General features: G+C 72.7%; 9 protein-coding genes. 3 read left to right on the top strand and 6 right to left on the bottom strand.

The features are described 5' to 3' along the window. Positions 1-79 precede the first annotated feature (79 nt). A complete protein-coding gene (locus ACZ6TV_RS29545) occupies positions 80-967 on the top strand; it encodes a sigma-70 family RNA polymerase sigma factor (protein ID WP_465300553.1) in 888 nt (295 codons plus the stop codon). Between the two features lie 21 nt (positions 968-988). Beyond that, positions 989-1717 (top strand): YaaA family protein, encoded by a 729-nt coding sequence (locus ACZ6TV_RS29540; protein ID WP_465300552.1) that lies wholly within the window; start codon positions 989-991, stop codon positions 1715-1717. On the opposite strand, the gene ACZ6TV_RS29535 is transcribed toward ACZ6TV_RS29540, so the two are convergent. Then, positions 1698-2246 (bottom strand): HD domain-containing protein, encoded by a 549-nt coding sequence (locus ACZ6TV_RS29535; protein WP_465300551.1) that lies wholly within the window; start codon positions 2244-2246, stop codon positions 1698-1700. The genes ACZ6TV_RS29540 and ACZ6TV_RS29535 overlap by 20 nt on opposite strands. A gap of 54 nt (positions 2247-2300) precedes the next feature. Between ACZ6TV_RS29535 and ACZ6TV_RS29530 the strand changes: the two genes are divergently transcribed. Further along, positions 2301-2756: a DUF1707 and DUF4190 domain-containing protein gene (locus ACZ6TV_RS29530; RefSeq protein WP_465300550.1), complete on the top strand. Its 456-nt coding sequence runs from the start codon at positions 2301-2303 to the stop codon at positions 2754-2756. A gap of 3 nt (positions 2757-2759) precedes the next feature. On the opposite strand, the gene ACZ6TV_RS29525 is transcribed toward ACZ6TV_RS29530, so the two are convergent. The 5 genes from ACZ6TV_RS29525 to ACZ6TV_RS29505 all read right to left on the bottom strand — a co-directional run bounded on the left by ACZ6TV_RS29525 (position 2760) and on the right by ACZ6TV_RS29505 (position 12048). Further along, a complete protein-coding gene (locus tag ACZ6TV_RS29525; protein ID WP_465300549.1) occupies positions 2760-3230 on the bottom strand; it encodes a hypothetical protein in 471 nt (156 codons plus the stop codon). Between the two features lie 10 nt (positions 3231-3240). Then, positions 3241-9522, bottom strand: coding sequence for an RHS repeat domain-containing protein (locus tag ACZ6TV_RS29520; RefSeq protein ID WP_465300548.1), 6282 nt, complete (start codon positions 9520-9522; stop codon positions 3241-3243). Positions 9523-9677: 155 nt separating this feature from the next. Further along, positions 9678-10328 (bottom strand): LuxR C-terminal-related transcriptional regulator, encoded by a 651-nt coding sequence (locus ACZ6TV_RS29515; RefSeq protein ID WP_465300547.1) that lies wholly within the window; start codon positions 10326-10328, stop codon positions 9678-9680. Beyond that, complete coding sequence (locus ACZ6TV_RS29510; RefSeq protein ID WP_465300546.1) at positions 10325-11509, bottom strand: sensor histidine kinase; 1185 nt, start codon at positions 11507-11509, stop codon at positions 10325-10327. The genes ACZ6TV_RS29515 and ACZ6TV_RS29510 overlap by 4 nt, the downstream gene beginning before the upstream one ends. A gap of 119 nt (positions 11510-11628) precedes the next feature. Next, a complete protein-coding gene (locus ACZ6TV_RS29505) occupies positions 11629-12048 on the bottom strand; it encodes a carbohydrate-binding protein (protein ID WP_465300545.1) in 420 nt (139 codons plus the stop codon). Positions 12049-12133: the final 85 nt, after the last annotated feature.

The raw sequence follows: 12133 nt of genomic DNA, 5'->3' as shown, positions 1-12133 counted from the left end.
ACCCTTCGTAGTCGAAAGTTCTTCGTGTCAGCAGGTGGACCGCCTGCACGGGGTTCACCACAGACACGAGGGGGAACCGATGACAGCGACCCTTGAGGGTGCCACGCTCAAGGTCCAGTTGGAAGGCCGCGAGCTCGAGGACCTGATCCGCGAGCACCTGCCACTCGTCGGGCATCTGGTGCGCCAGACGCTCGGCCGACTGCCCGCCCACGTCAGCCGCGAGGACCTGGTGTCCGCGGGCATGGCGGCCCTGGCCGGCGCCGCGAAGGCGTTCGACCCGAGCCGGGGCATCCCGTTCGGCAGCTTCGCCACGACCCGCATCCGCGGCGCGATCCTCGACGAGCTGCGGGGACTGGACTGGGCGAGCCGATCCGTGCGGGCCAGGGCCAGGCAGGCGGACGCGATGCAACAGGAGCTGACCGCGGCGCTCGGACGCACCCCGACCAACCATGAGCTCGCGGAGGCGCTCGGCGTCAGCGTCGACGAGCTCCAGTCGATCGACGACGACGTGCAACGGGCGGCGGTGCTGTCGCTGCAGGGGTTCGCGGCCGGCAGCGCCGAGGACATGGTGCCGGAACGGGCCGCCGGCCCGGAGGACCTGATCCTGCACCGGGAGCGGATCGGCTACCTGCACAACGCCGTCGAGGCGCTGCCCGAACGGCTCGGCAAGGTCGTCAAGGGGTACTTCTTCCAGGAGCGCCCCATGATGGAGATCGCCCACGACCTCGGCGTCACCGAGTCGCGGGTGTCCCAGCTGCGCGCCGAGGCGCTCATGCTGCTGCGCGACGGGCTCAACACGCACCTCGACCCGGATCTCGTCTCGATCAGCGACAAACCGACGGGCTGCGTCGCCCGCCGCCGCGAGGCGTACCACGACAAGATCGCCAACGCGGGCAACCTCAACAGCCGGTTGGCGCAGACGAACCACCACGGCATGCCGTTCGTGCAGTCGGGCCGGCACGCCTAGGACAGCTTGTACCCTCGGGCGGTGCTGATCCTGCTGCCACCGTCCGAGGGGAAGGCCGCCGCCCCGCGCCGCGGCGCTTCGCTCGCCCTGGAGAAGCTGTCGTTCCCGGCGCTGTCCGAGGCGCGGACGGCGGTGCTCGACGACCTGGTGAAGCTGAGCACCGACCCCGAGGCGGCGCTGACCGTCCTGGGTCTGACGCCGGGCCTCGCTCCCGAGGCCGCCCGTAACGCCGTGCTGTGGTCCTCGCCCACGCTGCCGGCGGCCGCGCTCTACACCGGGGTCCTCTACGACGCGCTCGACCTGGCGTCGCTGCCCGCCCGGGCGCGGTCGTCACTGCTGATCTTCTCCGGGCTGTGGGGAGCCGTCCGCCCCGCCGACCGGATCCCGCCCTACCGCTGCTCGATCGGCGTGCGGCTGCCGGCCGCGGGCGTCCTCACCGCGCACTGGCGCTCGGCGCTGCCGCCGGTGCTCGACGAGCTCGCCGGGGACAAGCTCGTGCTGGACCTGCGGTCCTCGGCGTACCTGCCGATGTGGACGCCGCGCAACGCCGTCACCGTCCGGGTCCTGCACGGCGGCAAGGTCGTCAGCCACTTCAACAAGGCCACCAAGGGCCGGATCGTGCGGGCGCTGCTGCTCGCGGGCGCCCGCCCGCGCACCCCGGCCGCGCTCGCCGGCGCGCTGCGCGACCTCGGCTACACCGTCGCCGCCCGGACCCCGCACGAGCTGGACGTCACGGTCGAATCGCTGTGAGGTCCGGCTCGCCGTACCGGCCGACCATCGCGTCGAACAGCGCCACCTTGCCCTCGCCGAACCGCGCGACGGCGCCCCGGTACTCCTCGGCGGTCAGGAACCTCGGCGGGCTGCTCTTGCTGTGGAACTTGTCGGCGTACATGACGAGGCGCTCCTCCTCGCTCACCGCGACGTAGTCGCCGGGCGGGATCGGCAGCCCCTGCCGGGTGATGTCGTCGCGGGTGAGCCCCACCCCGGTGTGGCAGGAGCCGAACCGGCACAGGGCCTCCGGCAGGCCCTCCTCGCGCAGCAGCTCGTGGCCCAGCACCCCGTGCCGGATGTAGTGCTCACCCTCGCGCAGCCGGTACACGCCGATGTCGTGCAGCAGACAGCCGGCCTTGACGAGCTCCGGGTCGTGCTCCTGCCCGAGCAACCGCTCGGCGATCCGCCACACGATGCCGCAGTGCGTCCACACCAGGTCGAACGCGGCCCGGTCCGGCGCGTGCCGCTCGTGCAGCGCGCGGATCTCATCCTCCGAAGGCACCCACATGCCGCCCCATGCTGTCACCCTCGGTCGTTGACCTGTGGCGGTACGGTCGGAAGCATGCACCCGTCGCCGTCGTTCCGGGCATCGGACGCCGATCGCGAGGCTGTCGTCGCGCACCTCAGCACCGCGCTCGGCGAGGGCCGGCTGACGCTGTCCGAGTTCGACGCGCGGACCCGGCACGTCTACGCGGCCCGCACCTGGGGCGAGCTGTTGCGCGTCGTCCGAGACCTGCCGCCGCTGCCGGTCGCCGCGCCCCCCGCCAAGTCGCAGCAGGACCCGGTCTGGCCGACCCTGGCCCTGGTCCTCGGCATCCTGTCCCTGCTGATGGTGTTCTGCATCCCGGTCAGCGCCGTCCTGGGGCTCGGCGGGATCGTGTTCGGCAGCCTCGGCCTGCACAGGGCGACCCGCGGCGCCGGCCGCCAGCCCGGCCTGGCCCTGGCCGGCCTCATCTGCGGCATCGCCGGCCTGCTGCTGACGATCGCCTTCACCATCTACGTCGCCGCCGTGAGCTGACCGTCAGCAGGCGTCGCGGGCGAACTTGCGGTACGCCGCCCTGGTCATCTTCTCCGCCTTCTTGCCGGGCTTGGCGAGCACCTCGTCGGGGCCGAGGTCCCGCAGCTGCGGCGGGGTGAACTCGACCCCGGCGACCGGGGACCTGCCGACGATCTTCCCGCCGGCGACATAGGTGCGGTCGTCGCTCAGCTCCCGCAGCCCGGCCTGCGTCTGCGTCCACCCGTCCGGGGTGGTGAAGAGCGGGAACTCGGCGTAGTCGACCCCGCCCTCGTTCGCGACCTCCCACGACGCGCCGGTCGCCTCGAACAGCGACACGCGGGTGACCTTGCTGCCCTTGCACGGGGCGAGGACGATCGCAGGCCGCCCGTCGCTCCAGGCCATGGCGGCCAGGAAGATCTCGCGGGGCGTGCACCCGGCGACCGCGGTGGTCGCCAGGAGCAGCACCGACATCAACACGTGTCGAAGACGTCTCATCGCGGCCAGCCTAGACCGGGACCCCGCCGGACGGCCGCTGCGGCCGGTGCGCCATGCACGCCGGGTCGTTGAGCGGACACGGGGCCATGATCTCGAAGCCGGGAGGGTTGTCGTCGGTGTTGAGGTAGTGGCCCCAGTAGAGGTTCGCCTCGATCTCGAAGCCGTTGCCCTCCCACGCATTGCCGTAGCGGTCGAAGGACTGCAGCGACTCCCACGCGTAGTCGAGCATGAACGCCTCGGCCATGGGATAGCGGGTGTACTGGTCGGAGTGCACCGCCTCGTGCCGCAGCAGATCCGGGCCGTACTGGTCGGCGTACCAGGCGCCGAACTTCTTGGTCAGTTCGTCACGCTTGTTCTTCTGCTCGGTCCGCCTGTTGTTGTAGGTCGTCCGATCGTACGGGTAGAGCATCACGTCGCCGATCGTCGTCACGTCCCCGGTGGGGGTGTCGACGTCCCAGCAGACGATCTGGCCGCCACCGCTGCGCTGGCAGTCCGAGGCGCCGTGGGTCTCCGCGTAGTCGATGCCCCACCTGGTGCTGTGGTTGCTGATGTTGCCCTTGCGCAGGCTGCTGGTCTTGCGCTTGTCGCTGCCCTTCGGGTGGTTCTCCTGGATGTCGTCCTCGGTCAGGCACAGCTTCGATGCCTTGATGACGCACGTCGGCGGCGGCGGGCCCTGCCACGGCTCGTCCCACTCGTGCTTGCGCCCGCTCGGGTCGCTCGCCGACGTCGGGTTGTTCGCCGAGTACGTGTACCCGTTGAGGCTCTGCGGGTCGCTCGGCACGAACACCGGGTCACGGGAGACGAACCGGCCGGCCTGCGGGTCGTAGCTGCGGGCGCCGATCACCGTCAGCCCGGTCGCGCCGCTGGTCGGCTTGCCCAGGAAGCCCCGGTTGTCCGGCCAGGTCGAGACGGCGCCGCGGGGCGCGCCGAACGGGGTGCTCTGCCGCCACGTCGGCACCTGCGCCGTCGAGTCCAGGTACAGCACCGGCGTGCCGTGCGGGTCCGTGACCTGGAACGTGACCGAACCGGCGGAGCTGCCGGTCCGCAGCGCGACGCAGCTGCCGGCGAGCTGGTAGTACCGCACGCCGGTGACCGCCTGGGTGCCGGTGTTCAGCACGTGCTGCTGTCCCGGGAAGTACAGCGTCGTGGTCCCCGGGTCCTTCTGCAGCAGCAGGTTGCCGTCGGCGTCGTAGACGAAGCTCGTGGGCCCGGCGGTGCCGCCGGTGACCGCGGTGAGCTGACCGGCGTCGTTCCAGACCAGGGTCTGGTTGCCCTGCCCGGCGTTGCGGCCGGTCATGTTGCCCGCCGCGTCGTAGGAGAAGGTGCTCGTGCCGGCCGCGGTCAGCGTGTGCGGCTGGCCGGTGCCCGCGCCGTTGTACGTCGAGCCGGTGGTGACGTCCGCGCCGCCGGTGGTGCTGTACTGGACCTGGCTCTGCCGGCTGCCCATCGCGTCGAAGGTCCAGCCGGTCCAGTAGGCGCTGGCCGCGCCGAGGCTGTCGCCGACCATCGCGCGGTTGCCGGTGGTGGGGGAGACCGCGCAGTTGTCGGTCGCCGTCCACGCCTTCGTCAGCCGGGCCAGCCCGTCGTAGCCGAAGCACTGCGTCTCGGTCGCCGTGCCCGCGCCGAACCTCGTGCTGACCTGCCGGGTCAGGTTCCCGGCGAGGTCGTAGTCGTAGGCCTCGGTGTCCACGTCGTGCGGCGTCGCCACCGCCCGGGTGACCGTCTGCGTCTTGAGCCGTCCCGTGTGCGGGTCCCAGCCGTTGACCAGGGTCGCGGTGCTGGGCTGCGCGCCGAGCAGCACCTGCGTGACGCGGCCGGTGGCGTCGTACGTGGTGCCGTCGCCGTAGCCGGTGAGCCCGCCGAGCGTGTTCGGCAGGTCGAGCACGCCGCTGTAGCCGTGGTTGACGGTCTCGGCGGGCAGGCCCTTGGCGCTCGGGTAGACGTCCCTGAGCAGCAGGCCGGTGTTCGTCGAGTACGCGTGCTGGAACAGGTACGTGCCGGCGAGACCCCCCTCGGACGCGGGGATCGTGTACTGCTCACCCTTCGACCCGCCGAAGATCGTGAAGCCCCGCGACTGTTTCGTGTACACGTCGGTGCCGCGGAAGCTCTTGCTGGTGGTCAGCCGGCCGATCGGGTACGTCATGCCGGGCAGCGCGTTGTCGGAGTTGTCGAACACCCACGACGCGAGCTGGTTCGCCGGGCTCTGACCGGCCTGCGTGGCGGCATACCACCCGGTCCTGCGGTTGAGGGCGTCGAAGGTGGACGACGTCGTCTTCCCCCGGCCGTCGGTGCTCTGCACCACGTTGCCGTTGCCGTCGTACACCACGCTCGAGTCGCCGGCGTCGGGGTCGTCCCGTGCGGTCATCCGGCCGAGCAGGTCCATGGTGTCGGTCCACGACGTGCCGTCGGCCCCGGTGGTGACGGCCGCGTAACCGTGGCTGTCGAAGCCGTACGTGGTCGCGACCTTCGTGCCGCCGGAGACGCCGAACGTGCCGGTGAACGTGTTCGCCGGGACCGACAGGGTGGGTGCGGCGGAGTACTCGTCGAGCTCGACGGTCCGGCCGACCTGGTCGACGACGGTGGTCCTGACCACGCCGCCGGCCGGCGGGACGACGGTGGTGCGGTCGCCGTTGTACACCGTCGTGGTCCTCGACACCTCCAGCCCGTCCTTGGCGCTGACGTCGCGCACCACCCGGCCGAGCCCGTCGTACGTGTAGAGGTTCTGGCTCGGCACCTGCCGGTGCAGGTCGGCCGCCGAGGCGAGGGCCGTGCCGGGCAGGGTGTCCGGGTCCCACCAGCCGTTGTACTTCGACGACGCCCAGCCGCGGCTGTCGTAGAACGTGTCGGTGACCAACCGCCCGGACTGGGGCGTGTCCGCCTGGGTCTGCCGTTCGCGCAGCAGCGCGTCGTAGATGACGACGGTGGTGGCGTAGCCGAGCGAGTCGTTCATCTTCTTCGTCGTGACCGCGAGCGGGCCCGCCGCGGACAGGTCGTAGCCGAACGTGAAGTCGGCGGGCTGCGCCGTGGTCCGCGACGCGAGCCAGCCCGCGGTGATCCGGCCGAGCGCGTCGTACCGCGAGGTGGTCACCACGTCGTTGGCGTCGGTCACGGTGAGCGGCAGCCCCCGCGGCGTCGCGAACGTGGTCACGGTGTCGTGCCCGAGCTGGTTGGCCACGGTCGTGCCGGTGGTCAGCCCGATGCTGTTCGCCGTGTACGCCGTGGTCGTGCGGTTGCCGTTGCCGTCGTACGAGTCGACCGTCCGGCCGTTGCCGTCGAACGTCTGCCGGCCGCGGGTCAGCATCGTGAACGCGCCGCCGCTGTGCGTCGTGGCGTCCTGGATCATCGTCACGTTGCCCTTGGCGGGCGCGGTGACCTGCGGGAACGTGGCCGCGAAGGTCTCGTCGTCGTAGAAGCTGCGGGTGTAGGACACCACCTGCGCCGGCCGGGACACCGACGGCGGCGCCGTCAGTGTGTTGAACGCGGCCGGGACCGACGGTTTCGCGCCCGCGGTGTAACCGCCGCAGGCGACGGCGTCGACCTCCGTCGAGGCGACCAGGCCGACCAGGTTCTTCGCCGTGTTGACCGGCGCGTACGTGTGCGTGACGCACCGGTCGTAGGCGGCGGCCGCCGGGACCGAGTGCGTGTAGGAGTGCCGCAGCAGCCCGAACGTCGCCGAGGACGCCGTGGCGTCGTAGGTGTTGTCGGTCTGCGTGTAGCGCCAGGTCGCCGGCGACGTGCTGGTGACCGCCTGCCGGGCGTACGTCTCGGCGACCTCGACCCGGTTCGCCGTCAGCGCGGGCAGCCCGGTCCTGGTGCGCGTCGCGGTGGCGGCGGAGATCCAGTAGGCGTTGATCGTCGACTTCTCCACCGGGCCGCCGTCGCCCCGGTACGTCGTGGACTCCAGCACCCGCCCGGCGAGCTGGTCGGTGTCGTCGTGGGTGCCGCCGGCCGAGTCGGTGAGCGTGACCGCGACGGTGTTGTTGTTGTTCGACATCCCGCGGTGGTAGGTGGTGCGGGACTGGGTCCGCGGGTCGTTGACCCCGTCACCGGTGAGGGTCTGCACGTCGCCGTACCCGCGGAACTGCCCGTACGTGCGGTACTTCGCCTTCACGACCTCGTTGTCGTCGTAGTGCCACGCGGCGCCGCCGGTGTACCTGTAGCTCGTCGCGAGCGCCGGCTGCCCCAGCGGCCGGTCGGTCTGGACCACCTTCGTCACGACCCACTTGTTGAACCAGTCGAGGATCGGCTGGGCATACCCGCTGGGCTGCCACGACACCGGATAGCACGACGTGGTGTTGGCGGCCGGGCTGACCGTCACCGGGGTGGTGCACGGGTTGGCCAGCTCGTACGTCGGCGCGATCACCGCGCCCGTCTCCGTCTTGATCTGGTTGATCCGCAGCCGGTAGTACGACGGCAGGCTGCTGGTGTCGGTGCGGTTGGCCAGCGACACGCTGTCGAACGTGACCGGCGGCAGCGTGACCGCCGCGGTGGAGCCGCCGCCGGACAGGTCGGACGCGGTGCGGACGATCGTGCGCAGCCACAGCGTCGCCGGCATCCCGTCACCCGGCGGCGGCATCGTGTGCGTGAACGCATACGTGTCCACCGGTTTGTACTCGCTCGTCGCCGTCGAGTACTGCTGGGTCGTGATCGACGTCAGCCGCACCGTGGAGAAGAACGCCGGCGCCCACGACACGCACGCCGCCGAGCCGGTGCAGATCAGGTCGTAGGGCACGTCGGGCCAGTTGGCCCTGGTGCTCGCGTTCAGCGGGGTGCACGGCCCGGTGACGCACCGCTCGGCGGTGCCGAACACCACCCGGTCCGGCGGGGTGCCATACGCACCGCCGTCCTTGAACCCGTAGTCGATGTGGTCCAGGTAGGTGTCGCGCACGTAGGAACGCTTCGTCGCCCCGTTGAACGCGGCGTAGTTGTTGACGTCCTGCTTGTAGTAGTACGCCATGGCGTTGCCGTGCACGTCGGTGACGTAGTCGAGGCTCCACCGGTAGGGCTGGCTCGGGCACACCGACGCGGAGAACGTCGCGCTGTAGCAGGGCTCGCCGGCGCGCGTCGCGTAGACCGGCTGGGTGCTGACCGAGTTCGTGACCGGCTTGCCGGCGCTCCACCCCGGCAGCTGGTTGCGCCCGAACTGGTACAGCGTCCCGTCCCGCGTCGTCACGGTCCAGTAGTCGCCGCCGGTGGTGACGTGCCTGACGACCGAACCGTCGTCGCGCTTCGGCTTCCACACCGACGCGCCGGCGTCCCACACCAGCGTGGTCGACGCGCCGTTGAGCGACAGCGTCATGACCGGCCCGGCGAAGCACGCGTCGGCCGTGGCGACCGGCGCCGGCGACCCGCCAGGGCTGTCGGAGCACGACGCGAATGTCTGCTCCACATAGGACTCCGGCGTCGACCAGCCGTCGCCGAGCCAGTTCGCCTGGGCACCGGTCGCCGCCGTCCGCCCGTCGACCGCCGCCGAGCTGTAGCTGAGGCCGACCTCCGGCACCAGCTTCGACGGCGCCGCCGGCAGGTCGATCGGATACGAGTAGGTGAACGCCCCCGAGCTCGACCCGCCCGCCCACGTGCCCGACGGGCTCAGCGCGCTCGCGGTGAACGACCCCCGCGGCTCACCACCGTCGGACCCGCCGGACGTCGTCGCCGCGAGCACCGTCGCGGCGCCCGCCCGCAACCGCACCTGGGCCGACACGTCACCGTCCGCCACCCGGTTGGCCGAGGCCAGGTCCGTGCGCTGCCGGCACTCGGCCAGCTCGGGCGTGCTCAACGCGCACCCCGGCATCGCCACCAGCCGCAGCCGCGCCCCGAAGTCCCCGCCGTTGGCCTGCGCGAACCCGCGATAGTCCAGCCCGACCCGGACCGTGCCGTCGCCCTGCGCCGCGGCCGCCGCGCCGCTGGTCGGCGTGACCGTCAGCAGCACCCCGCTGACCCCGGCGGCGACCGCCCGCTCGTGATCGAGCACCTGCACCGCCACCTGCGACACCCGCGACGTCGCGTCGCCCGCCTGCACCCACACCGGCGCGGTGCCGGCCCGGCGCGGCGACGAGGAGACGTCCACGGTCGCGGCCGCGGCCCTCGGCCAGGCGGTCGCGCCGGGCCGATACACCGCCAGCGCGTTGCCGCCCGCCGGATGCTCACCCTGCGGCACGTCGAACACCCCGTGCACCGCCGGCCCCGCGAACGGCGTGACGGGCTCCGCCCGCCTTCCGAGGTCGCCCGACACCCCCGCGACGACCGTCGAAGCCAACAACAACAGCACCAGCGCACGCCGAAGCCCGGCCATCGCGATACCTCCCCGTTTGGTTCGCGGGGGTACGGTCGCACACGACTCCGACAGAATCGACCCATCGTCGATCATGGATTGCACCATGCGCCCGGACGGACCTATCCCCAGGCAAGCCGTGAACCGGCTGAAAGCCGGACCAGAGACGCCGGAGTTCAGGCGGGGGTGGTCCAGCGGACGACGGCCTCGGTGCGGTTCTGGACGTGGAGCTTGGCGAAGACGTGGTTGAGGTGGTTCTTCACCGTCTTCTCCGTGAGGAGCAGCTGCCGGGCGATCGACGCGTTGGACAGGCCCTGGCACAGCAGGGCCATCACGTCCTCCTCCCGTTCGGTGAGCCCGAACCCGGACCGGGCGCGGTCCTGGACGTGCTCGCGGGTGAGCTGGGAGCGGACCGCGGACGCGGCGACCGACGCGGCGACCGGGGACAGCCAGCCACGTCCCCGCGCCACCTCGTGCACCGCGCGCAGCAGCTCGGCCGGGTCGAACTCGCCGTGCACCAGGTAGCCCCGGGCGCCGTGGTGGAGCATGGCGCGGATCAGGTCCGGATGGTCGTCGCTGGTGAGGACGAGCACGGTGGTGTACCGCGCGAGCCCGCCGATCACGGACAGCCCGTCGGCGATCGGCATGCGGTGGTCCAGCAGGGTGACGGCCGGGCGGAGACGGCGGGCGGTGTCCAGGGCCTCACGGCCGTTGGTGGCCTCGGCGACGACCCGGAGCGCGTCGTCGCCGGCGATGATGCCGCCGACCGCGGCCCGCACGACGGGGTTGTCGTCGACGACGAGCACGCCGATGGCCGCGGCCGTCACGGCACCGCCACGACGGTGGGGGTGAGCGGCACGTGGACGGCGACGGTGCTGCCGCCGCCGGGGACCGAGTCCAGGCGCAGCCGGCCGCCGACCGTGCGGGCCCGCTCCGCCATGCCGACGATGCCGAAGTGGTTCGCGGACTGCAGGCGGGACAGGTCGGCCGGGACGACGAAGCCCGCGCCGTCGTCGGTGACCTCGAGCAGGACCCCGCGCCGGGTCGGGGCGAGCCGCACGACGACCCGCCGGGCGTCCGCGTGCCTGGCCACGTTGGCGAGGGCCTCGCGCAGGATCCTGGTCAGCTCGTAACACACCATGACCGGCGGCTGGACGTCGCTGACCTCGGTCCGCACCGCGACGCCGGTCGCCGCCGCCCACACGTCGCAGAGCTGCTCGACGCTCGTGGCGAAGTCGCGGTCCGGCACGTCCAGGCGCATCTCCTCCAGCAGCTCCCGCGCCTGCCGGGCGGCCGCGGACGCGCCGGCGGCGACCGTCGTGGCGAGGTGCTCGGCGAGTGCCGGCTGGCGGCGCAGCGACGACGGCAGCGCCAGGGCGGCCAGGGACACGCCGCGCAGCGTCTTGCTCACCGAGTCGTGCAGCTCCCGGGCGAGCCGGGCGCGTTCGTCCGCGGCCGCCGAGCGCTGCGCGGCGACGAGGAGCCTCGTGGACAGCTCCAGGTGCCGGGTCAGGGCCGTGGTCGCGACGACCGCGCCGAGTCCCGCCAGCGCGCCGGCCATCGGGAACGCCACGACGAACGCGGCGATCTCGGCCGGCGGCGCGGAGCGGCGCAGCACCTCGGCGGCGACCGCGAAGCTGACCGCCGCGTGCGCGACCCACACCGGCAGCGCTCGCATGCCGAGCACCACCCCGGCGAGCCCGCCCGCGCCGGCGGCGAAGCAGAAATACGCGATGCCGCCGCGGCTCACCGCGAGGACCGCGAACACCAGGGCGAAGTCGGCGGCGACGACCGCGGCCGGCCGGGCGACCAGGCCCGGCCACCGGGCCAGCGCGCCGAGCTGGGCGGCGGTGGCGACGGCGACGAGGACGAGGGCCGCGAGCACCGGGCCCGGGTCGTCGACCAGCAGCAGCCCGGCGGCGGCCGCGCCCATGGTGGCCGCGGCGCGCGCGATGAGCGCCGCACGGGTCAACGCCGCCGCGGCGACCTCCCGGCCCGCCGATCGCATCCATCACCCGCCTGTGCCGTGCCCGTCCCTGACCCGCACGCTACTTGCCGCCGGCCCCGCCGCCGAACCCGGACCGCGCGCTTCAGGCGGATTTCAGCCGCGGCTAAGACGGCACTGCGCTACGTGATCGTGACCACGTCGAGGTCGGGCGCCGGGGTGTCGTCGTTGTAGAACGTCAGCCGCAGCTCACCGGCGGGCAGCTCGGCCGTGAACCGGAACGACCGGGGCACGGTCCACGCCGGGCCGGTCACCTGGAACGTGCGCGGCGCCCCGCCGTTGACCTTGACCTTCACCGAGCGCGGGCCGTCGACCTCGTACCCGACGGTCACCGTCCGCGACCCGGCCACCGGCAGGACCGCCCGCACCTCCAGAGCGCAGGTGAAGCACAGGTAGCGGACCCGGGCGCCGCCGTGGCAGGTCCCGCACGCGGTCACACCGGCGCCGCCGGTCAACCGGTTGCCCGGGTCCTCGGCCTCCACCACGATCGGCGTGAAGCTCGCCGGCGCGCTGCTGCCGGGGACGCTCGCCGAGCCCCGCACGACCGGCGGTGGGGGGGGGGGGGGGGGGGGGGGGGGGGGGGGGGGGGGGGGGGGGGGGGGGGGGGGGGGGGGGAGGAGGAGGGGA

Source organism: Dactylosporangium sp. NPDC051087 (assembly GCF_055586325.1).
This window is presented reverse-complemented; position numbering and strand designations above follow the sequence as displayed.

Coding starts and splice junctions, on each gene's coding strand:
- ACZ6TV_RS29535 (WP_465300551.1), bottom strand. CDS start 2,246: ATGTGGGTGCCTTCGGAGGATGAGATCCGCGCGCTGCACGAGCGGCAC.
- ACZ6TV_RS29525 (WP_465300549.1), bottom strand. CDS start 3,230: ATGAGACGTCTTCGACACGTGTTGATGTCGGTGCTGCTCCTGGCGACC.
- ACZ6TV_RS29510 (WP_465300546.1), bottom strand. CDS start 11,509: ATGCGATCGGCGGGCCGGGAGGTCGCCGCGGCGGCGTTGACCCGTGCG.
- ACZ6TV_RS29545 (WP_465300553.1), top strand. CDS start 80: ATGACAGCGACCCTTGAGGGTGCCACGCTCAAGGTCCAGTTGGAAGGC.
- ACZ6TV_RS29530 (WP_465300550.1), top strand. CDS start 2,301: ATGCACCCGTCGCCGTCGTTCCGGGCATCGGACGCCGATCGCGAGGCT.
- ACZ6TV_RS29520 (WP_465300548.1), bottom strand. CDS start 9,522: ATGGCCGGGCTTCGGCGTGCGCTGGTGCTGTTGTTGTTGGCTTCGACG.